The sequence below is a fragment of the Pseudomonas sp. GW821-FHT04C07 genome (assembly GCF_059420325.1).
On record NZ_JBWKTM010000017.1, the window covers coordinates 58,860 to 80,161 of the forward strand.

Sequence of the window (21,302 nt, forward strand, 5' to 3'; positions counted from 1 at the left end):
CGGTTATCTCCGGTTCGGATTGAAGGTAGCGGGCAACGACGCCCAGCAAGCATCGTAGTCATTCTGCAACTGCGGGCAGTCGAGGGCGAAGCGACTCGGGCGCAGCACCTGACTGGTTTCGAACATGAAAGCCATGGTGTTGTCGATCTTGCTCGGCGAAAGCTCAGCGGCGATCGCTTTGGTGCAGGTCTCGCCGTCTGGCCCGTGGGCGCTCATGCAGCTGTGCAAGGACGCACCACCCGGCAGGAAGCCTTCGGCCTTGGCGTCGTAACTGCCCTGGATCAGACCCATGTACTCGTTCATCAAGTTGCGGTGGAACCACGGTGGACGGAAGGTGTTCTCAGCCACCATCCAGCGTGGCGGGAAGATCACAAAGTCGAGGTTGGCCAAGCCGTGGACACTGGTCGGCGACGTAAGGACGGTGAAGATCGATGGATCGGGATGGTCAAAGCTGACCGTGCCGATCGTGTTGAAACGCCGCAGGTCATATTTGTATGGCACGTTGTTACCGTGCCAGGCGACCACGTTCAGCGGCGAATGATCGAGCTCGCAACCCCAGAGTTCGCCGAGGAATTTCTGCACCAGGGTAGTGGGCTGCTTGAGGTCTTCGTAATGGGCGACCGGGGTCAGGAAGTCCCGCGGATTGGCCAGGCCGTTGCTGCCAATCGGCCCCAGGTCCGGCAGGCGCAGGGGTGCGCCATGGTTCTCGGCGATGTAGCCGCGAGCCTGGGCATCGAGCAGCTCGACACGGAATTTCATACCGCGAGGCAGCACGGCGATTTCCAGCGGTTCCAGCTCAAGCACACCCAGTTCGGTGGCGATACGCAGACAGCCCTGCTCCGGCACCACCAGCAACTCGCCGTCGGCGTTGAAGAACACCCGCTCCATCGAGCGGTTGGCGCGGTAGTTATAGATACTGATCCCGGCCGGCTTCTGCGCCGCCGAGTTGGCAGCCATGCTCACCAGACCGTCGATGAAATCGGTCGGTTCGCTGGGAATGTCCAACGGGTTCCAGCGCAGGCGATTAGGCGTGACGTCACCCAGCGGGCCACCCGCCAGTTGCCGTTCCAGCTTGACGAACGCCGGGTGGTTGGCCGATGGCTGAATGCGGTACATCCAGGTGCGCCGCGCTTCGCTGCGAGCCATGGTGAACGCGGTGCCGGAGAAGAGTTCGGTGTAGAGACCGTAGGGCGCTTTTTGCGGAGAATTCTGGCCGACGGGCAACGCGCCAGGCAGCGCTTCACTGCTGAATTCGTTGCCAAAGCCTGACTGATAAGCCAAGGCTTGCGCCGAGGAATCGAGGTCCATGGAGCCTCCTGAGTGGAGTGAGCAGAGCGCTGTACCTTCCGATCCAGAAGTCTCAGCACGCCCGCATTGTTTTTATCGTAATTAGATTACGCATAACGTAATTTGATTGGTATTGAGCGTCAAGCTATAAAGACGTCCATTCGTCTCGGGATCACACCGCCTCCATGGAAAAGAACACCAGCGACAGCAACGGTAAACAGAAAGTCCGCTCGGCCGAGGTCGGTACTGACATCCTCAAGGCCCTGGCGGAACTGTCGCCGGCCACTTCTTTGTCGCGTCTGGCCGAACACGTGAAGATGCCGGCGAGCAAGGTCCATCGCTATTTGCAGGCGCTGATTGCCAGCGGTTTTGCTGAGCAAAATACCGCCACCAACCATTACGGCCTGGGCCGTGAAGCATTGCGCGTGGGTTTGGCCGCTCTTAGCAGTATGGACGTGCTGAAAGTCGCCGCGCTGCCGCTGGCCGAGTTGCGCGACGAGCTGAACGAAACGTGCTTCCTCGCGGTATGGGGTAATCAGGGTGCGACCGTGGTGCATATCGAACCGGCGGTGCGCGCAGTGACGGTGGTCACACAATTGGGCTCGGTATTGCCATTGCTCAGCTCATCGACAGGGTTGGTGTTCAGCGCTTTCCTGCCGAACCGCGAAACCATCGAGTTGCGCGAGCAGGAACTGAAAGCGAGCGCTGGTCATCTGCTGGCCGATGAGAAGGCTTACGCGGCAGTGTGCGAACAGATCCGTTTACGCGGTCTGCATCATGTCCATGGCCTGTTGATGCCGGGTGTGGACGCGTTGTCGGCACCGGTGTTCAACGCGGTCGGAAATGTGGCGGCGGTGCTGACGGTGGTCGGGCCGACGTCGTTGTTTCATGCCGATGAGAATGGCCCGGCAGCGCAGCGTTTGTTGGCGGCGACGCAGGCGGTGAGTTGGAGAATGGGGTATGAGCGCTGACCGGACGGTTCAATAGAATCGTCCGGTGCAGCGTCAACATCGTTAATTCAATACATCGACGATGTTGATGAGCATGTTTTCAAACTGAATAATGTCCAACCCCTTCACCTTATGTTCAGGTGCAAACGAATACGACTCGGTAAAAATACCGACATTCCCTTGGCTATACGTGGGTCGATCGTTCTCCTGAACCTTCTCCAGCACCTCGTCGAACAGCGTTCGCGATCCGAAAATTTGCTGAGAGACAAGATTATCAACACTGGTGATGTATGTCCTTTCAGGGTGAAGCCCCAGCTTTTCAAGACGCTCACCCAAGAGTACACGCACTGCATATGCAATATGGCCTTTGTGAAGCTCGGTAATACGCGGATCATTCTTGTGAAAATATTGGTCACTCATAACTGCTCCTTTTAACGCTCACGTGCCCAGACTCCAAGTCTGGAATATCAATACATGAGCCTTCTGATATTCAAACGTTACTTACAAACCACCTCATACTGTTCCCAAGGGACAAATCGGCTCCGAAGACTCCCTTTGGTTAATTAAGGATGGACCGACAGAGCAGATTCAAGGCACCACTTATTCTTGCCGCGAATAAATTTATAGCCGATTACAAAAGCATCGCTCACTGAAATATGTATGATTTCGTAAAAAGAACATCATAGGCCCACACAGTTCCATTCGAGTCACGTACAGTTTTTACTCATCCAAGACTCACTCACTGAGTTTCACAGCGCCAGATATTAAAGGCATATACACGTCACATCAGTTCCAGCTGCCTGGCCTTGGCGACCGCCTGAGTCCGGCGTTCCACCCCAAGCTTGCCGTGAATCCGCCGGGCATGAGTTTTCACCGTATGCAACGAGATAAATGAGTGACAGAAGGCCTCACCCTACTGTCGGCAATCGGGAGCGATAAGCGCACCAAGGAGGTATTCGCGTTGTACCTCGAAAGGATGAATGCCTGCGCCTGCCAGGGCTTGCAGCGGAGCATGCGTGGGCTGGATGGGACGTTATCAGGGGGATGGATAGCACCGGCTTTTGTAGCAGCTGCCGAAGGCTGCGTCCGGCTGCGCAGCAGTCGTAAATCATGCAGACCTGGTTATTCTGAAAAACACGGTGTCTGGTTTTGCGTGTGCGTCGGTCGGACGCGACCCAGGCTCGGACGCAGCTTTCGGCAGCTGCTACGGGGACGCGCGCAGTCTGAACGGTGACTGTTGCTGAAGCTGTAACAGTCATTGTTCTGAATCACTATTTTTCACGGGGAGATAAGTGTTTATTCTTGCCGGGCTTTCACGGCAAACAGCCAGAAAGAGCAAACAGTGAAGTGTGAATACTCCACTTCTGATTGATAGCATTCGGACAGCTTGAAAAAACTTATTCAAGCTTTTACCACTGAGTTCACTGACGTTGATTTATTGCTCCTTTATCTAACGTCTTATTTTAGCCGCTGCTGATGCAGCGGCTTTTTTTTGCTTGTTCCATCTGCCCGCAACTTTATCTGCGCCTGATTCCTCTCGCCCCAATGTACTGAAAAGTAAAGTGGTCGCAGGGCGAGCTTTACACGCAGAACTGCGACCAGCAACAAACCAGAAAGCCTCTACAGAAAACAAATAACTTTTAGCTGACACATAAAAAAACATCCCACCTTTAATTCACACACTTCAATTATTAACAAAAAACCAAACCTTCGACGCACGCAACAAAAACAAGAAATAACCTACACATTTCTCAGACCCATTACCAAACGCCATTCGCTAACATGCAAACACTTGCTCAAACGCTTAATTTTTCGCATCCAACGCAGGACAAGTAATGCACAAGAAAATCAATACTCAACAAACAATCTTTACGCTCGAACATCGAGCCTAAACCATTCATCTCTAAGCAAGTTGACACTGATCAATATCACGGAGAACAAAACATGTCTGACCGTCAGGAACATGTACTTCCAGCAATCTACGTTGGTGCTCAGCCACCACCCGGTAAAGACCCCATTGGGGGAGGTTTCGACAGAACGTCCAAGCCCGGCTTCCAGCCGGCAGTCGGAATAAATTTGCACAAACTGAAAACCACCGCCAGTACATTGGCAGAGGAGTATAAAACCCTATCCAACCAACTACCGCAAACCATTGAGAATGAACTGGCCGCAACAAGGCTGGAAGGTCCAACCAACCCGCTTCCGCCCGCTGAAGCGATCATTCGCGAGTTGGGCGTGCGTAACAAACTATTGATTCGAAAGACGGCTGAGTTCCATTACAAAACGGCTATCGCCAATGAATTTTATGGCTTCGACCCAATTGACAGGCCGTTGCAGGAGTTCTACCCAAAAGCCTTGACCCTGGAGAAGGTGGTCGTCCCTGATGGTATTGCGATGCAGGCGTGGGCCACGTCGTACAGGGCGGCCCACGACGCACGATTGTTGTCCCAAACCATTCAGTTGCTCAACCAGCAATCCGTCAATGTGCAGAACTTTCTCCGCGCTGTGCAGGCAGATGATCAGGCACGAATGGCTGCGGAACAGGAAGCCCAGAGGGTTGCTGCTGAATTGGCCCGCATCAACGCGCAAGCAGAGGCCCGGGCTCGAGAGCAGGCGCGGGTTGCAGCATTGGCAGAAGCTCAACGATTGGCCAACGAGCAGGCTGAGGCTGCTGCAAAAGCGGCTGCTCAGCACATCGCCGCCGAACAGGCTCGTCTTGAGGCACTGGCTGAAGTTAAACGGCAAGCCGAACGGGTACGACTGGAAGCGGAACAGCAAGCGAAGAAACTGGCAGAGGAACATGCCCGCCAGCGAGCCATCACGTTTGCCAACGCGGGTTCATCTGCGGCATTCGGCCCGGTATTTACCATCTCCAGCGGAACGATCTCGACCAACCCGACCATCTCCTTGGCGCTAAAAGCCGCCCTGCGCACTGCGGTGTCCGCGGTTACTGCAGGTGCAACTGCTTCAGCGGGTGCAATTGTAGGTGGATTCGCTGCGCTGCTCATCCCGTCAAAGTTGGGCAACAGCGATCTATATTCCATTAGCGTCCCACTGTCAGAACTGGCTTCTGACTCTACGGCTGACTTGCATGAGGTTGCTGTTGCTCGCGGGGAAATTGAACTACCGGTGATTATCGGTTCGAGGACTTTTGGGGGAAAAGTGGAAGTCGTTGTTGCAGCAACCGACGGCCTAACGGTTCCTTCCAAAGTATCTGCCAGACTCGCCACGTTCGATTCACACAAGAATATCTACACCTCTTACAGCCCGGATTCACCGTCCAGAGTCATGACATGGACGCCAATAGTGAAACCGGAAAACGCCTCGACCGCCTTTCCTGCTACAAAGCCGGATGTACCCGTTTATGAGGGCGCCACCGTCACCCCGACCGAAGGACGAGTCGATACGTTCCCGTCAGCCGATCAGTACAGCTTTGGCGGCTTCATCACCGTTTTTCCGATTGAGTCGGGGCTCCCTCCTGTTTTTACGATGTTCAGCGACCGTCGCCAGGATCCCGGGGTTGCCAGTGGGAGCGGACAGCCGGTTTCAGACACTTGGTTAGGCGCTGCGACTCAAGGGGAAGGTGCTCCCATTCCTTCGCAGATTGCGGATCAGTTGCGGGGAAAAAATTTCAGGAGATTTAGGGACTTTCGGGAGGCTTTATGGATAGCCGTAGCTCAAGATACTGAACTGTCTAAACAGTTCATTAGTAACAACATCCTTGAAATGAAAAATGGTCGGGCACCGTTCTCTCGTAAAAGCGATAGAGTTGGCGACCAGGTAAAATTTGAGCTACACCACATACAACATCTTTCGAAAGACGGTACATTATATGATATCGACAACATTCATATAGTCACCCCAAAACGACATGGCGAGATACATAAAGGAGAAAAATAACATGCCCATCAAAATATTTTCTGATTATACCGAAAATGAATTCCTGCTATTTATTAAAAAAATCTGTAATTCAGAATATCCAACAGAAGCCGAACAAATACAGGCTGTGCTTGATTTTGAACGGTTGACCGAGCACCCCGACGGCTCTGATTTAATTTATTACGCACCGTCAGAGCAAGAAGCAACTCCAGAAATCATTCTCGCAAAAATTAAAGAGTGGAGAGCAGCGAACGGCAAGTCTGGATTTAAAATCGAATAATAAAAAACCAAACAGGGTCAACATTTGCTCTTGACCCTGTTGCTTTTTCTTAAAGCGAATACTTCTGCAAGTTCTCCATCATTTCCTTCAACGCTTCGATGTTGTCCTTCGGATGAGCTGCACCTTCAAAGTCGCAGATCTGTTGCCAATGGGCGGCGACGTCTTCCGGCGAGAAGCCTTCACGGGGATCGAAGCCTGCGCCGAGACTGCGTTCCCAGCGGACTTTGCCCATCCAGCCGCCGCCCACTTCGAACAGGCCGGAGGTTTCCTGGCAACTTTCGCTGGCCAGGTACACCACCAGCGGGCTGACCAGTTCCGGTTTGAGTTGTTCGAAGACTTGCGGCGGAATCAGCCCTTCGGTCATGCGCGTGCCGCCGGTGGGGGCGATAGCGTTGACCAGGATGTTGCTCTTGCGGCCCTCGATGGCCAAAGTGCGGGTCAGGCCATAAAGGCCGAGTTTGGCCATGCCATAGTTGGACTGGCCAAAGTTGCCGTAAATGCCTGAGGTTGAGGCGGTGAAGATAACCCGGCCATAACGTTGCTCACGCATATGCGGCCAGGCGGCGCGGGTAACTTTGTAGGCGCCTTCGACATGCACGCGGTAAACCAGGTCCCAGTCGCTGTCGTCCATTTTGTGGAAGGTTTTGTCCCGCAGGATACCGGCGTTGTTTACGACTACGTCAACGCGGCCAAATGCATCCATAGCGTTCTGAACGATTTTGTCGCCATCGGTGACCGAGTCGTGGTTGGCTTGGGCGATCCCGCCTGCATCACGAATCTCTGCCACCACACGGTCTGCCGCCGATGCGTTTGCGCCTTCGCCCTGAGCCGAACCGCCGAGATCGTTGACCAGCACTTTTGCACCATGTTTAGCGAACAGCAGTGCATGAGCCCGTCCGAGGCCACCGCCTGCACCGGTGACGATCACGACTTTATCTTCGAAGCGCACAGACTCATTCATACGGAACTCCAGCAGGCCAATGGACAATACGTTGAGTGTCAGGCACAGGCTTGCTGGTCACAATGAATACGGCGCAGGCTGAATGGTGCGCGATAAGGCAGGGGGATGATTGGCGGCTGATAGTGAGAATCGTCGAACGCAAAACCTCGTAGAAACGAGTTCAGGAGCACGCCATTTTTCTGGGTGGGGAAATAAGCTGGTCACGAAAATCCAGATAATGTTTGAGCACCTGCACCGGTGCTTCGGTCTGGGGGTAATGGCCGATCCGGGCCAGTAGAATGGTGTCCGGTTCCGGGATCAACTCCCGGTAGCGCACAACCATGTGCGCACCGGAAGCCGGATCGACCTCACCATCAATGACCCGCAGCGGCACGTCACCACGCTGCATGGCGCTGACCCACCGCTCGCGCTGCACCCGACGCTCCGGGATGTAGCTGATCAATTTGTGCAGGATCCGCGTCCCATGGTTGTTGTCGACCAGGCTCCAGAAGTCATCCAGCACACTTTCGCTGGGCCGGGTCTGAGGACCGAAGATCTGGCTGAAGCTCTTGACCAGCCTGTCACGGCTGAACGCCCGGCCGATCATCCAGCCCAAGGGGCTGAGCAAGAGTTTCTGTATCAGCACCGGACGATGGGCCTCCGGGAACAGGCCACCGTTGAGAAACACGCAACTGGCAATATGGATACTGGCTTCGTAATGACGGGCAAGCAGTTCCTGGGCAACACTATCGCCATAATCATGGGCCAGCACATGCACCGGCTGCTCGATACCCAAATGCTCCAGTAGCGCCTGTTGCAGGTCCGCTTGTTCCAGCAGACTGTACTCATGATCCCGCGGTTTGGCCGAGTCACCAAAGCCGAGCATGTCGCAGGCAATCACCCGGTAGCGCTGAGCCAGCGGCTGCCAGAGATAGTGCCAATCCCAACTGGCGGTCGGGAAGCCATGAATCAGCAACAGCGGTTCCCCCTGCCCCGCCATCCAGTAGCGAATGGTCTGGCCGCGAAACACAAAGCTCTTCCCGCGCTTTCGCCAGACGCAAAGAGGGATCTCGGCGAGATGCATTAGAGTTTGTATCCCGAGTCTTGTTTATCGAGTTTGCGCAGCAGCGCTGGCCAGGCCAGCATGCCACCCATGCCTTGAGCGCTTTTCGTGACCCCGGCGATCATGGCCTTGGCCCCTGCCAGAATCTGCGGCTCGATCGTAATCAGCTCCGCCGCGCCGTTCTGCGCCAGCACCTGGATTTCGCAGGCTCGCTGGAAGGTGAACATCATCAGGAAGGTATCGGCAATCGTGCCGCCACAGGTCAGCAGACCGTGGTTGTGCAGCATCAAAAAATTGTTTTCACCGAGATCGGCTTGCAGTCGCGCCTTCTCTTCGTGATTCAGCGCCACACCTTCATAGCCGTGACAGGCAAGGCTTGCGAGCACGAACAGCGATTGCTGGCTGATCGGCAACACGCCTTGCTTCTGTGCCGAAACCGCCACGCCAGCAGCCGTATGGGTATGCAGGACGCAAACCACATCGTGACGCACTTCATGCACCGCGCTATGGATGGTGTAGCCCGCGGGATTGATCTCGTAGGGACTGTCCATCAGCTTGTTGCCGGCCTGATCGACCTTCACCAGACTGGACGCGGTGATTTCGTGAAACATCAAACCAAAGGGATTGATCAGAAAATCTTCAGTGCCCGGCACCTTGGCCGAAATGTGGGTAAAGATCAGATCGTCCCAACCATGCATCGCCACCAGCCGATAGCAGGCTGCCAGATCCACACGGGTCTGCCACTCGGCGGCGCTGACCTGGTCTTTCACATTCTGTGTCGATGGAACGGGGGCTACGCTCACGGCAGTGACCTCGGCAGTTTTCGATTTTTATTATTTTTACTAACGTCCAATCAGTCTAGTCAGCCACCGGGCCTGGGGTAGTTGCATTGGCAGCCAGCTTACTGGCCGAGCGGGTCAGAGCTGAGTTTCGTATCAATACGTTCAATTTAATATCAAAGCATCGGCGCCAGTAGAGGGGGCCGCGAACAGATTCAACAGCCCGGTCAGCCGCGCAGAGCGCCAGCGAACTGAGCAAGCCACGGCTCGGCGTCGGTTTCCGGGGTCACGCTCTCGCTGGCGTCCAGACGCAGCATTTCCTGGACTTCGCGCACGCCCAGTTCGGCGAACAGCTCTCGCATCTGCTCACCGCCGCCGCAGAAGGTATCGCCGTAACTCGAATCGCCCAAACCGATCACCCCTCCCGGCAGACCGCGCCAGGCAGCAGGCAATTGATCACGAATCATCGAATACAGCGGTTGCAGGTTATCCGGCAACTCACCCATGCCCGTGGTCGAGGTCACGGCAAGAAACGCCTCGGGGCCGAATGCCAGGACATCGGCCAGGCTCGCACGCGGGTTGTGCCAAGCCTGGAAACCTGCTGCATTTAGAAGTTTTGCGGCATGCCGGGCGACTTCTTCAGCCGTGCCGTACACCGAGCCGGAAAGGATGGCGACTTTCATCAATCTGATCCTGAAGCTGAGTAAAGATCAGAATATTAACAGCTGACGGCAAGTGGACAGCTCACGATGATGTCTTAAAATGCAGCGTCCTAGACAGGAAGCAGAGACGTCACTGTTCAGGTCAAGGCTCAGCAACGCGTAGTACAACTGGAAGCGCAATTGGCCGAGGTTCAAGCCGAACTCAAAGCGTTCAAAGCGACGAACGGCTTAAACAAGTCATCGAATTAATGGTCATTAACTACAATCACCAATGAATTTGTAATTATTTTTTTCGAGTAAATCATGCACCGTGACACCCTCCTGACCCAGGATGAGCTGGATTTCATCCAGACCATGCAGCACAACCCGCAACTCAACGTGCGGGATGCGACATCGAGCCTGTTGGTCAACGGCGGTTCACAAATCCGCGATCTGCTCACGCGCCTTGCCGCCCATGAGCAAGTCACCATCCAGGCACATTTCGAAAACCAGCAGATTACTTTTCCGCTGCACCTGGTGGAAGACGAGTTTCATGCGATGCATTTACGCCTCGGTGTACCCAGCATTTATGAAGACGGGCCTATGGTTCGACCTTGGCGCTTGACGCTCGAAGAGCCGGTTGCACTGGAAAACGCAAAGGGTCAACCCGGTGCCTTGTGGGTCCACGAAGTGTCATTCAAAGGGGTACTGGTGGAAATTCGCAATCGAACCAAACCAGCGAAGCATTTCGCCCTTTGGTTCAGCCCTTCGGGTTATGAGCGCATCGCTCTGCGCGGCACCTTCGAGCGCGAAACCGAGCACGGCTACTACGCTTATCGTCTGAACCAGAGTGACAAGAACGAAACCGAACGCCTGCGCCAGTTCATCCTTCAGCAGCATCGTCTGACCCATCCTGCACTTCACATCTGACGCTTTCTTTCAGGTATCCAACGCGCCGCTCAGGAGTCGCCGCAAGCGTTGCGGCATCACCTGAACATCGCTGCCCAGACACCCGATCGACGACCCCGCCAGACTCTCCTGCGCCAGATTCGCCGCATCGCCAGCCAGCATTACCGGACAATTCAGGGTAATGGCCAGACGATTCAAGCGCCTGAGTAACTCGGGAGCAGGTGCATGGTTGGAGAACAGCACGAGCGCCTGGGGTTTGATCTTTTCGCAGACCAGGGTCAACTCATCGAACGGTTGCCCCACCGTCAGTACCCTGACACCGACCTCCATGCTTCCCATGAACAGGGCAGCCACCAGCAATTCGAGCTCACGGCACTGTCCGGCGATGGCCGTCACCAGCACCCGCTGCCGTTGCGAGCCGCGTATCAACACCAGACGTTGCGAGACCCGAGCGCGTAAAAAGCCATCCAGGAACAGCCACTCGCTGGTCTGACCAAACATCTCCTTCTGGTGCAGCAATTGTTTCCAGAGCGGCATCAGGACGTCCTGGAACACGACACTCAGCTCGAAGCTTGAAAACACTTGGCCATACAGCCGTTCCAGTTGCAGGTCATCAAACTCGCTGACCGCCGTCTTGAGTTGCGTCTGCCAATGCGCATACTCACTTTGGGTGTCTTCACCAGGAATGGCGTTGGACTGCGTCTGAGCTGCGCTGGTTTTGCTCAGGATCTTGCCGACTTTACTGACCGCAACACCACGTTCGATCCAGCCAAGGACGCTGCGGACCTTCTCGATCTCGACCATTGAATACAACCGATGCCCACTTTCGGTGCGTGTGGGAACAATCAAACCGTAGCGACGCTCCCAGGCGCGCAGGGTCACCGGGTTGACGCCCGTCAGCCGTGCCACTTCCCGGATCGGGAACAACTCTTCCCGTTCAAGTTGGTGGGAGATGAGTGAATCGCGGGCGAGTTCAGTAATGGAGATCATCTGGACGCGGAAATATCTGCTAACAAATTGGATCCCATTTTATGCTCCAAAAGTACCGTTCTTCCAAGGGCATAGTCGACAAACGTCGCTGGTATATTCGCCGAAACAAGGAATAATCCTTGCATGTACTTAAACGCAGCCCACCACCCCGGCGCTGCGTGAAGTGAGTCCCCTATCCGGGGCTGCGCTTACAATTCGGAGATACACAATGTCTACCTCCCCCGTCACTCTGATGGTGGCGCGCCGCGTCGCCAACGGTCGTTACCAGGATTTGATCGCCTGGCTTGGCGAAGGCGAACAACTGGCCACCGACTTCCCCGGCTATCTCGGCTCTGGCGTGCTTGCTCCGCCGCCCGATGATGACGAATTCCAGATCATCTTCCGCTTTGCCAATGAACAGACCCTGCATGCCTGGGAACACTCCGCCTCGCGCGGCGCCTGGCTGGCGCGGGGTAGCGACTTGTTCGCTCATCCTTCGGAACATCGGGTCAGCGGCATCGATGGCTGGTTTGGCGCAGCCGGTCACCGCCCTCCTCGCTGGAAGCAGGCCGTAGCGATCTGGCTGGCATTCTTTCCAGTCTCGCTGCTGTTCAACCTGCTGTTGGGGCCATTGTTGGGCGAGTTGGGGCTGTTGAGTCGGGTGTTCTTCAGCACCCTGGCCTTGACGCCATTGATGGTGTACTTCTTTATTCCGCTGTCGACCCGTCTTTTATCCGGCTGGCTGAACAGCACGCCTGCACGATCATTGCCCGGCGCACCTTCCACGCAAACTCCATAAAAGATCGCAGCCAGCGCCGGCTCCTGCACCGATGGCTCGGGCCGCGTTCGGACGATTTTTCTGCACACGAGGCTGTCCCCCCTTCGTTTTAGGTGACCAGGTATCGTCGCTGGTATAGTTTTACCTATACCTCGACGCGAGCGTTCCATGACTCTTTCCCCTGCCCCGATCCTGATCACCGGCGCCGGCCAGCGCGTTGGCCTGCATTGCGCATTGCGGCTGCTGGAGGAAGGTCATCCGGTCATCATCAGCTACCGCAGCGAGCGGCCGGGCGTGCAGACCCTGCGCGAGCGCGGTGCCATTGCGTTGTTTGCCGACTTCTCCAGCGAGGCCGGCATCCTGAAGTTCATTGCCGAACTGAAAACTCACACCCTTGGCCTGCGGGCGATTGTTCACAACGCTTCATCCTGGCTGGCAGAAACGCCTGGCAGCGAAACAGCCGCATTCACCCAGATGTTCAGCGTGCATATGCTTGCGCCCTATCTGATCAACCTGCATTGTGCTGACTTGCTGGAACGCTCCAGCCCGGCGGACATCGTGCATATCAGCGACGATGTCACCCGCAAGGGCAGCAGCAAGCACATTGCCTACTGCGCCAGCAAAGCCGGTCTGGACAGCCTGACCCTGTCCTTCGCAGCGAAATATGCGCCGCGAATCAAGGTCAACGGCATTGCCCCGGCCCTGCTGATGTTCAACCCGGACGACGACGCGGCGTACCGCGCCAGGGCACTGGCCAAGTCCGCGCTGGGTATCGAACCCGGCAGCGAGGTGATTTACCAGAGCCTGCGCTATTTGCTGGACAACCCTTATGTCACCGGCACGACCCTGACCGTCAACGGCGGAAGGCACGTCAAATAAGCCGCCCCTGCGAGGATGTTGTATGACGTTATCCCTGTCCCAAAATTACCGGGAAATCCTGATAGGCCTGGGTGAAGACCCGGATCGCGAGGGTTTGCTCCAGACGCCTGCCCGCGCAGCCAAGGCCATGCAGTACCTCTGTCATGGCTATGCGCAGAGCGTCGAGGAGATCGTCAACGGTGCACTGTTCGACTCTGATAACGACGAGATGGTAATCGTCGACAACATCGAACTCTACTCACTCTGCGAACATCACCTGCTGCCCTTCATCGGCAAGGCTCATGTGGCTTATATTCCGACCGGCAAGGTCCTGGGGCTGTCGAAGATCGCGCGAATTGTCGACATGTTCGCCCGCCGCGTGCAAATCCAGGAAAACCTCACCCGGGAAATCGCTGATGCCGTTCAGCAAGTGACCCAGGCCGCCGGTGTCGCGGTGGTGATCGAGGCCAAGCATATGTGCATGATGATGCGCGGCGTCGAGAAACAGAATTCGACCATGAATACCTCGGTGATGCTCGGTGCCTTCCGCGACTCGAGCAACACTCGCCAGGAGTTCCTGCAATTGATAGGACGGAGCAAGTAGCAATGCCACAACTTCAGCCAGGAATGGCACGCATCCGGGTCAAGGACCTGTGTTTGCGGACCTTCATCGGAATCAATGAGGACGAAATCCTCAACAAGCAGGATGTGTTGATCAACCTGACCATCCTCTATGCCGCACAGGACGCTGTGCGCGACAACGACATCGACCACGCGCTGAATTACCGCACAATCACCAAAGCGATCATTGCCCACGTCGAGGGCAATCGTTTTGCCTTGCTCGAACGCCTGACGCAGGAGTTGCTCGATCTGGTGATGACCAACGAATCGGTGCTGTACGCCGAAGTCGAAGTCGACAAACCCCATGCCCTGCGTTTCGCCGAGTCGGTATCGATCACCCTCGCCGCGAGCCGCTGACCGCCGTCTGGCCAATTGTCCGCCAGGCTTTTATCATCCGCGCCACGATAGATCGCACAGAGCCCATCATGACCGAGCAACAACGCCTGGAACTCGAAGCCGCCGCCTTCCGCCGCCTGGTCGCGCACCTGGACAGCCGCAAGGATGTGCAAAACATCGACCTGATGAACCTCGCCGGTTTCTGCCGTAACTGCCTGTCCAAGTGGTACAAGGCCGAGGCCGATGATCGCCAGATCGAGGTCAGCCTCGACGACGCCCGCGAGGTGGTTTACGGCATGCCGTACGCCGAGTGGAAAGCCCAATACCAGCAAGAAGCCAACGCCGAACAACAAGCGGCGTTTGCCAAAGGAAAAACCCATGACTGATCTGAACACCCTGCGCGCCAGCCTCAAAAGCGACGAACACGCCTTTGCCGAGACCCTGGCGTTTATCGCCGCTGGCTACGATTACCAGCCACAAGCCTTCAACAACGGCGGCGTAGAAAATGCTGCCGGGCAGAACGAAGGTTCGTGCAAGACCCTGGGCCTGGCGCTGCTGGAAGGCTTGAGCGACGAGGAAGCCTTGCTGGCGTTCGGCGAGCACTACCGCTCGGTCGTATCGACCCCGGATGGCACCGACCACGGCAATATCCGGGCGTTGATGGCTCATGGTCTGGCGGGTGTGAAGTTCGCGGCGCAGCCTCTGCAACGCCGCTAATTCAAGATGGACGATCCTTCCCACACTCTGCGTGGGGATGTCTCATTGGACGCTCCGCAATGGACGCGGAGCGTCCGGGGCTGCATTCCCACGCGGAGCGTGGGAACGATCAATGAACTGCGAACATGAAAAAACCGGCCAAGGCCGGTTTTTTCATTTCATCAGACTCAGAACTTGGCGTTCTGCAGGTCGTCCAGATAACGCTCTGCGTCCAGTGCGGCCATGCAGCCGGCACCTGCCGAAGTGATCGCCTGACGGTAAACGTGGTCAGCCACGTCACCGGCAGCAAAGATACCTTCGATGCTGGTCGCAGTGGCATTGCCTTCACGGCCGCCCTGAACCACCAGGTAGCCGTCTTTCAATGTCAGCTGACCTTCGAACAACGAGGTGTTCGGGGTGTGGCCGATGGCAATGAACACGCCATCGACTTTCAGCTCGTCGAAGCTGCCATCGTTGTTCTTCAGACGCGCACCGGTCACGCCCATGTTGTCGCCCAGCACTTCGTCAAGGGTCGAATTCAGCTTGAGGACGATCTTGCCCTCGGCAACCCGCGCGTGCAGTTTGTCGATCAGGATCTTCTCGGCGCGGAAGGTTTCGCGACGGTGGATCAGCGTGACCTTGCTGGCAATGTTGGCCAGGTACAGCGCTTCTTCAACGGCGGTATTGCCGCCACCGACCACAGCGACTTCACGGTTGCGATAGAAGAAACCATCGCAGGTAGCGCAGGCCGAAACGCCTTTGCCCATGAAGGTTTCTTCTGAAGGCAGACCCAGGTAACGAGCGCTGGCGCCAGTGGCGATGATCAGCGCGTCGCAGGTGTAGGTGGCGCTGTCACCGGTCAAGGTGTAAGGCTTGGCCGCAAAGTCGACTGCGTTGATGTGGTCGAACACGATTTCGGTTTCAAAGCGTTCAGCATGCTCACGCATACGGTCCATCAACGCCGGGCCGGTCAGGCCATGGACGTCGCCCGGCCAGTTGTCGACTTCGGTGGTGGTAGTCAGCTGACCGCCGGCCTGCATGCCGGTGATCAGCAGCGGCTTGAGGTTGGCACGAGCGGCATAGACCGCAGCGCTGTAACCGGCAGGGCCGGAACCGAGAATAATCACTCGCGAATGACGTACATCAGACATGACTCACTCCTATTGACCGGCCCTGGGCATCTGGCGCGGAACGCCGGAAAACCGGCTGGAATAAAAAAAGGACTGTGAAAGCACTTGGGGAAGCGAGACAGTCCTGAAAATAATGGGTGCAGCGTATCGAGGGGGCGAAGATTAAGGAAATACGGATTAACAATCCAGCTCATAGGCGGTCTCTATCTGCAACAGTCCTGACTGAGGGCGCCTTTGTTACAGTTAATGTCGACACAATTACTGCGCTTTCGCCTAGGGAGCAAAGCCGTTAAGGTCGGCAAGTTTTCTCATCGCAAGGAACACGCTATGCCCGCCCCCGCTCTGTCTGGCCCGCAATACCTGCGCGAAGGCCTGAAGCTGGTCTTGAGCCCCCGCCTGCGTTTGTTCGTCCTGTTACCCCTGGCGATCAACCTGGTGCTGTTCGTCGGATTGATCTACCTGGCCGGTCATCAGTTCAGCCTGTGGGTCGATGCGCTGATGCCTTCATTGCCGCACTGGTTGAGTTTTCTCAGCTACATCCTCTGGCCGCTGTTCGTGGTGCTGGTGGCGCTGATGGTGTTCTTCACCTTCACCCTGCTGGCTAACGTCATCGCTGCACCCTTCAACGGTTTTCTCGCGGAGAAAGTCGAAGTGGTGGTGCGCGGCACCGACGACTTCCCGTCATTCAGCTGGCGCGAGTTGATCGCCATGGTCCCGCGCACTCTGGCCCGGGAAATGCGCAAGCTCGGCTATTTCCTGCCGCGAACCATCGGGCTGTTCATCCTCTCGTTCATTCCCGTGGTCAACGTGATCGCCGCACCGCTGTGGCTGCTGTTCGGCGTGTGGATGATGGCAATCCAGTACATCGACTACCCGGCGGACAACCACCAGCTGGGCTGGAACGAGATGCTTGCCTGGCTGCGCGAGAAGCGCTGGCAGAGCATGAGTTTTGGCGGCATCGTCTATCTGGCGTTGCTGATTCCGGTGGTGAACATCCTGATGATGCCCGCCGCCGTGGCTGGGGCGACCTTGTTCTGGGTCCGCGAGCGCGGCGCTGAAAAGCTGGTGGTCAGGCAAGTCTGAGCACCGTCACAAATCCATCATCCCAGCGACACAATGACGACATGGCCTCAGCCGACACTGAGGCCATGACGACAGCTCTACGTATCACTCTGATCACCGAAACCTTCCCTCCGGAAATCAACGGCGTGGCCAATACGCTTGGCCGCTTTTTCGATGGTTTGCGCGCGCGCGGACATCAGGTCGAACTGGTCCGGCCGCGTCAGGACTGTGACCAGAGCCGGCCGAGTGACGAGCAACTGCTGCTCTGTCGCGGTTGGCCGTTGCCCGGCTACCCCGGCCTGCAATGGGGGCACTCCTCGATGCACAAATTGCTGCGTCGCTGGCAGCGCCATCGCCCCGATGTGCTGTACATCGCGACTGAAGGGCCACTGGGTTTGTCTGCACTGCGGGCCGCTCGACGCCTGGGTATCTCGGTGGTCAGTGGTTTTCACACCAATTTTCAACAGTACTCCAACCAGTACGGCCTCAGTCTGATAACCCGGCTGCTGACTCATTATCTGCGCTGGTTCCACAACCGTTCAAAATTGACTCTGGTGCCCAGCGCCAGCCAACGCCTGGAGCTGGAACGTCGGCACTTCGAGCGCTTGGCACTGCTCTCGCGTGGCGTGGACAACCAGCTGTTCAACCCGGCCAAACGCCTGAACGCGCTGCGGGAAACCTGGGGCCTGGGTAACGACGATATTGCAGTCATTCACGTAGGACGCCTGGCGTCAGAGAAAAACCTCGGATTGCTCAAGCGTAGTTTCGATGCCTTGCAGGCCACTTATCCACAGCAGCGGATGAAACTGATCGTGATTGGTGAAGGACCACAGCGCGCGACGCTGGAGAAGGAATTGCCGGAAGGGATTTTTTGCGGCTCGCAACGTGGGGAAGCATTAGCCAGCCACTATGCGTCGGGGGACCTGTTTCTGTTTCCAAGCCTGACCGAAACCTTCGGCAACGTGGTGCTCGAAGCCCTGGCGTCGGGATTGGGGGTGGTGGCTTACGATCAAGCAGCGGCGGCCCAACACATTCGACATGGTTACAACGGCGTACTCGCCATGCCCGGCGACGAAGACGCGTTCTGCGATGCTGCCATCTGGCTGCTGGAAGAGCGCGAAACCTTGCGTCGGGTACGGCTCAATGCACGCCAGCACGCCAGCCGGCAAGGTTGGGCAACGGTCATCGAACAGTTTGAAGGTCAGTTGCGCGGGGCTTGCCAGGAAGAGCACCGCGGGCAAGCCTCGCTCCTGCAAGGTCCGGCGAGATCAAAATTATTGTGATCGACCCAAATCCTGTAGGAGCGAGGCTTGCCCGCGATATGGTGTCAGCCTGGTCGCCGCTTAAACCAGGCTCATCAACGCCTCACGGCTGAACGGCAGAATGTCTTGCTCGCGGCCTTCGCGAACCTTCAACGCCCAGTCCGGGTCGACCAACAGTGCACGGCCGACTGCAACCAGATCGAATTCATCGTTGCCCAGACGCTCCAGCAGTTTTCCCAGGCTCGCCGGTTGAGCAACTTTGTCGGTGTTGACCATGAACTGCAGGAACTCGCCATCCAGGCCCACGCTGCCTACGGTGATGGTCGGCTTGCCGGTGAGCTTGCGAGCCCAACCGGCCAGGTTCAGCTCGGAACCATCGAACTCCGGCTCCCAGAAACGTCGCGTCGAGCAATGGAAGATATCCACGCCGGCATCGGACAATGGCTTGAGGAACTCACCCAAGGCTTCCGGGGTTTGTACCAGGCGGGCGGTATAGTCCTGCGGCTTCCACTGGGAGAAACGGAAGATGATCGGGAAGCCCGGGCCGACCGCAGCGCGCACGGCCTGAATCAACTCAATGGCAAAACGTGAACGATTGGCCAGGCTGCCGCCGTATTCATCGGTGCGCTGGTTGCTGCCTTCCCAGAAGAACTGATCCACCAGATAACCGTGGGCACCGTGGATCTCCACACCGTCCATGCCGATACTCTGAGCATCTTTGGCGGCCTGGGCGAACGCGGCGATGACGTCATCAATGTCTTGCCTGGTCATACCGTGAACGACGAGCTGACCGTCCTTGAGTTTTTCCGAAGGGCCATAGCCCGGCACGCTGGCATCCGGCTCGGTGCCGATACGTCGCACACTGCCGACGTGCCAGAGTTGTGGAACGATCTTGCCGCCCTCGGCGTGCACCGCATCGACAACCTTCTTCCAGCCGGCCAGCGCGACTTCACCATAGAAATGCGGAACGTTGGGATAACCGTTGGAAGCCTTGTGACCGACCGTCGTGCCCTCAGTGATGATCAGGCCCACGCCGGCCGCGGCGCGACGACGGTAATACTCGATCACTTTTGAGTTCGGCACGCCACCCGGGGAAAACGAACGGGTCATCGGTGCCATCACCACTCGGGTCGGCAGTTGAAGCGTTCCGAGCTGAAACGGTTTGAACAAGGCTTGAACAGGCATGCGGCACTCCACAAGAAAGCGGGCTCGAATCAAAGGTCAGCGCATCGACGCGGATTAGCGGCCGATCGAACGCCTTATGATGGTTATAATATTGTTCATCGAGAGAATCGCCCAGCACTATTGATCAACGTGATTAAGGTGCAAAAGCTGGCGAAAGAGTGGAAGTGCGAAACATCCGAAAGGCGGGGGGTGAAACTGGCCGGGCGCTGATGCCCGGCACTTCTTGTTGCAACGCTCAGCTCAGGGCTTTCTCGATCGCCTGAACCACGGCTGGATCATCGGGAGCCATACGTGGCGAAAAACGCGCCAGCACGCGACCGTCTTTACCCAGGAGGAATTTTTCGAAGTTCCAGGTGATGTCACCGGGGAATTCCGCGCCCTCGCCCGCCAACAGACGGTACAGCTGATGACGATCATGCCCGTTCACTTCCAGCTTGCTGGACAATGGAAACGTTACGCCATAGTTGAGGCTACAGAACTCCTGGATCTCCTGTTCAGTACCTGGTTCCTGCCCGGCAAATTGATTGCACGGCAAACCCAGCACACTGAAGCCTTGGTCCTTGTATTGCTGGTAGAGGTTTTCCAGCGCCGCGTATTGTGGCGTCAAACCACATTTGGAGGCGACGTTGACCACCAGTACGACGTGCCCCTTGAAGGGCGCGAGAGGCAGGTCCTGGCCATCCAAAGCTTTTAGATTAAGGTCGTGAAAAGCACTCATGACGGACTCCAAATTTCCCGTGTTCTTCTCGAAATAGCCACTCGACAGTACAACCGCTTTGCAGCCGCGAACAGCCGAAGACTAAAAAGGCGCCCTCGGGCGCCTCTCCAGCGATCCGAGCTTAGCGCAGAAAATCAGTGGTGGTGACCACCTTCGCCATGGACGTGACCATGGGCGATTTCTTCCTGGCTGGCGTCGCGGATATCAACGATTTTGACCTGGAAGTTCAAGCGCTGACCAGCCAGCGGGTGGTTACCGTCGACGGTAACGTCGTCGCCGTCCAGATCGCGGATGGTGACGATCTGCATTTGGCCGTCCGGAGCGGAAGCGTGGAACTGCATGCCCACTTCCAGTTCGTCGACGCCTTCGAACATGCTGCGGCTCAGCGTGCTGACCAGTTCGGCAGCGTATTCGCCGTAGGCATCTTCAGGTTCTACGGCAACAGTCAGTTCATCACCGACTTTCTTGCCTTCCAGAGCCTTTTCCAGGCCCGGGATGATGTTACCTGCGCCTTGCAGGTAAACCAGCGGCGCGCCGCCGGCGGAGCTGTCGATGACCTCACCAGCATCGTTGGTCAGGGTATAGTCGATAGAGACAGCCTTATTGGCAGCGATCAGCATGGGGCGAGACCTTTTGCAAAAGAATGAAGAACGGTCAAGTTTAGCGAAGCAATCGCCCGAAAGCGAACGGAACCCGGACAGACGGCCCGCTTCGAAAGGATCGACGATCGATGGCTTCCATCAAGACGAGGACGGACACTGGGTTGCCGAGCTTTCCTGCGGCCATACCCAGCACCTTCGCCACCAGCCACCGTGGCAATCCCGAGCCTGGGTAATGGATCCTGCGCGACGTCAGGAAAAAATAGGCCAACCCTTTGACTGCGGTTGGTGCGCTCAAGGCTCGGTTAGCGATAACCTTGACGTCTGAAATATCGGTAGAAGGCCAGTCATAGGCGTTCA

24 protein-coding genes and 1 pseudogene are annotated in these 21,302 nt (G+C 56.7%); 13 read left to right on the top strand and 12 right to left on the bottom strand.

Features of this window, described 5'->3' with window-relative positions; all coding sequences use genetic code 11:
* Positions 1-3: 3 nt before the first annotated feature.
* Positions 4-1,308: a homogentisate 1,2-dioxygenase gene (gene hmgA, locus AC07UI_RS25800; protein ID WP_494995143.1), complete on the bottom strand. Its 1,305-nt coding sequence runs from the start codon at positions 1,306-1,308 to the stop codon at positions 4-6.
* Positions 1,309-1,472: 164 nt separating this feature from the next.
* Between hmgA and AC07UI_RS25805 the strand changes: the two genes are divergently transcribed.
* A complete protein-coding gene (locus tag AC07UI_RS25805; RefSeq protein ID WP_494995144.1) occupies positions 1,473-2,258 on the top strand; it encodes an IclR family transcriptional regulator in 786 nt (261 codons plus the stop codon).
* 42 nt (positions 2,259-2,300) lie between these two features.
* Here AC07UI_RS25805 and AC07UI_RS25810 read toward each other — a convergent pair whose 3' ends face one another.
* Together AC07UI_RS25810 and AC07UI_RS25815 are read right to left on the bottom strand one after the other, a co-directional pair.
* Positions 2,301-2,657, bottom strand: coding sequence for a hypothetical protein (locus tag AC07UI_RS25810; protein ID WP_494995145.1), 357 nt, complete (start codon positions 2,655-2,657; stop codon positions 2,301-2,303).
* A gap of 361 nt (positions 2,658-3,018) precedes the next feature.
* Positions 3,019-3,129 (bottom strand): annotated as a pseudogene (locus AC07UI_RS25815) (helix-turn-helix transcriptional regulator); the annotation flags it as partial.
* Positions 3,130-4,181: 1,052 nt separating this feature from the next.
* On the opposite strand from AC07UI_RS25815, the gene AC07UI_RS25820 reads away from it, so the two are divergent.
* Positions 4,182-6,137, top strand: a complete 1,956-nt coding sequence (locus tag AC07UI_RS25820; protein ID WP_494995146.1) for a pyocin-S2/colicin E7-DNase domain-containing protein — start codon at positions 4,182-4,184, stop codon at positions 6,135-6,137.
* Position 6,138: 1 nt separating this feature from the next.
* Complete coding sequence (locus AC07UI_RS25825; RefSeq protein ID WP_494995147.1) at positions 6,139-6,396, top strand: bacteriocin immunity protein; 258 nt, start codon at positions 6,139-6,141, stop codon at positions 6,394-6,396.
* Between the two features lie 49 nt (positions 6,397-6,445).
* On the opposite strand, the gene AC07UI_RS25830 is transcribed toward AC07UI_RS25825, so the two are convergent.
* The 4 genes from AC07UI_RS25830 to AC07UI_RS25845 form a co-directional block, all read right to left on the bottom strand.
* The gene (locus AC07UI_RS25830; protein ID WP_494995148.1) at positions 6,446-7,357 is read right to left on the bottom strand and encodes an SDR family oxidoreductase; all 912 of its coding nucleotides are present in this window, start codon (positions 7,355-7,357) and stop codon (positions 6,446-6,448) included.
* Between the two features lie 160 nt (positions 7,358-7,517).
* Complete coding sequence (locus AC07UI_RS25835) at positions 7,518-8,420, bottom strand: alpha/beta fold hydrolase (RefSeq protein ID WP_494995149.1); 903 nt, start codon at positions 8,418-8,420, stop codon at positions 7,518-7,520.
* The gene (locus AC07UI_RS25840) at positions 8,420-9,202 is read right to left on the bottom strand and encodes a class II aldolase/adducin family protein (protein ID WP_494995150.1); all 783 of its coding nucleotides are present in this window, start codon (positions 9,200-9,202) and stop codon (positions 8,420-8,422) included. Before AC07UI_RS25840 ends, AC07UI_RS25835 begins: the two co-directional genes overlap by 1 nt.
* Before the next feature lie 203 nt (positions 9,203-9,405).
* On the bottom strand, positions 9,406-9,861 hold the full coding sequence (locus AC07UI_RS25845) for a flavodoxin (protein ID WP_494995151.1): 456 nt from the start codon (positions 9,859-9,861) through the stop codon (positions 9,406-9,408).
* Positions 9,862-10,143: 282 nt separating this feature from the next.
* On the opposite strand from AC07UI_RS25845, the gene AC07UI_RS25850 reads away from it, so the two are divergent.
* The gene (locus AC07UI_RS25850; protein ID WP_494995152.1) at positions 10,144-10,749 is read left to right on the top strand and encodes a hypothetical protein; all 606 of its coding nucleotides are present in this window, start codon (positions 10,144-10,146) and stop codon (positions 10,747-10,749) included.
* A gap of 9 nt (positions 10,750-10,758) precedes the next feature.
* Here the strand turns inward: AC07UI_RS25850 and AC07UI_RS25855 are convergent, their stop codons facing one another.
* Entirely contained in the window at positions 10,759-11,718 is a 960-nt protein-coding gene (locus AC07UI_RS25855) for a MerR family transcriptional regulator (RefSeq protein WP_494995153.1), read from the bottom strand.
* Between the two features lie 208 nt (positions 11,719-11,926).
* Here AC07UI_RS25855 and AC07UI_RS25860 point away from each other — a divergent pair, with 208 nt between their 5' ends.
* From AC07UI_RS25860 to AC07UI_RS25885, 6 genes are all read left to right on the top strand, one after another.
* A complete protein-coding gene (locus AC07UI_RS25860) occupies positions 11,927-12,496 on the top strand; it encodes an antibiotic biosynthesis monooxygenase (protein WP_494995154.1) in 570 nt (189 codons plus the stop codon).
* 147 nt (positions 12,497-12,643) lie between these two features.
* Positions 12,644-13,354 carry a dihydromonapterin reductase gene (gene folM, locus AC07UI_RS25865; RefSeq protein ID WP_494995155.1) on the top strand — a complete coding sequence of 237 codons (711 nt, stop codon included), beginning with the start codon at positions 12,644-12,646 and terminating at the stop codon, positions 13,352-13,354.
* A gap of 22 nt (positions 13,355-13,376) precedes the next feature.
* Positions 13,377-13,937, top strand: a complete 561-nt coding sequence (gene folE, locus AC07UI_RS25870) for a GTP cyclohydrolase I FolE (protein WP_494995156.1) — start codon at positions 13,377-13,379, stop codon at positions 13,935-13,937.
* Between the two features lie 2 nt (positions 13,938-13,939).
* Entirely contained in the window at positions 13,940-14,311 is a 372-nt protein-coding gene (gene folX / locus AC07UI_RS25875; RefSeq protein WP_494995157.1) for a dihydroneopterin triphosphate 2'-epimerase, read from the top strand.
* Positions 14,312-14,379: 68 nt separating this feature from the next.
* On the top strand, positions 14,380-14,676 hold the full coding sequence (locus tag AC07UI_RS25880) for a DUF1244 domain-containing protein (protein WP_494995158.1): 297 nt from the start codon (positions 14,380-14,382) through the stop codon (positions 14,674-14,676).
* Positions 14,669-15,007 carry a HopJ type III effector protein gene (locus AC07UI_RS25885; protein WP_494995159.1) on the top strand — a complete coding sequence of 113 codons (339 nt, stop codon included), beginning with the start codon at positions 14,669-14,671 and terminating at the stop codon, positions 15,005-15,007. The genes AC07UI_RS25880 and AC07UI_RS25885 overlap by 8 nt, the downstream gene beginning before the upstream one ends.
* Positions 15,008-15,174: 167 nt before the next feature.
* Here the strand turns inward: AC07UI_RS25885 and trxB are convergent, their stop codons facing one another.
* Positions 15,175-16,137, bottom strand: a complete 963-nt coding sequence (gene trxB / locus AC07UI_RS25890; protein WP_494995160.1) for a thioredoxin-disulfide reductase — start codon at positions 16,135-16,137, stop codon at positions 15,175-15,177.
* A 306-nt stretch (positions 16,138-16,443) separates the two neighbouring features.
* On the opposite strand from trxB, the gene cysZ reads away from it, so the two are divergent.
* Together cysZ and AC07UI_RS25900 are read left to right on the top strand one after the other, a co-directional pair.
* Positions 16,444-17,199, top strand: coding sequence for a sulfate transporter CysZ (gene cysZ / locus AC07UI_RS25895; protein ID WP_494995161.1), 756 nt, complete (start codon positions 16,444-16,446; stop codon positions 17,197-17,199).
* Positions 17,200-17,240: 41 nt separating this feature from the next.
* A complete protein-coding gene (locus tag AC07UI_RS25900; RefSeq protein ID WP_494995162.1) occupies positions 17,241-18,461 on the top strand; it encodes a glycosyltransferase family 4 protein in 1,221 nt (406 codons plus the stop codon).
* A gap of 60 nt (positions 18,462-18,521) precedes the next feature.
* On the opposite strand, the gene AC07UI_RS25905 is transcribed toward AC07UI_RS25900, so the two are convergent.
* The 3 genes from AC07UI_RS25905 to AC07UI_RS25915 form a co-directional block, all read right to left on the bottom strand.
* Positions 18,522-19,625: an NADH:flavin oxidoreductase gene (locus AC07UI_RS25905; RefSeq protein ID WP_494995163.1), complete on the bottom strand. Its 1,104-nt coding sequence runs from the start codon at positions 19,623-19,625 to the stop codon at positions 18,522-18,524.
* Positions 19,626-19,860: 235 nt separating this feature from the next.
* Positions 19,861-20,343 carry a glutathione peroxidase gene (locus AC07UI_RS25910; RefSeq protein WP_494995164.1) on the bottom strand — a complete coding sequence of 161 codons (483 nt, stop codon included), beginning with the start codon at positions 20,341-20,343 and terminating at the stop codon, positions 19,861-19,863.
* A gap of 134 nt (positions 20,344-20,477) precedes the next feature.
* Positions 20,478-20,963 carry an FKBP-type peptidyl-prolyl cis-trans isomerase gene (locus AC07UI_RS25915; protein WP_020297166.1) on the bottom strand — a complete coding sequence of 162 codons (486 nt, stop codon included), beginning with the start codon at positions 20,961-20,963 and terminating at the stop codon, positions 20,478-20,480.
* Between AC07UI_RS25915 and AC07UI_RS25920 the strand changes: the two genes are divergently transcribed.
* Entirely contained in the window at positions 20,962-21,270 is a 309-nt protein-coding gene (locus AC07UI_RS25920) for a DUF3565 domain-containing protein (RefSeq protein ID WP_494995215.1), read from the top strand. The genes AC07UI_RS25915 and AC07UI_RS25920 overlap by 2 nt on opposite strands.
* The last annotated feature ends 32 nt before the right edge of the window (positions 21,271-21,302 follow it).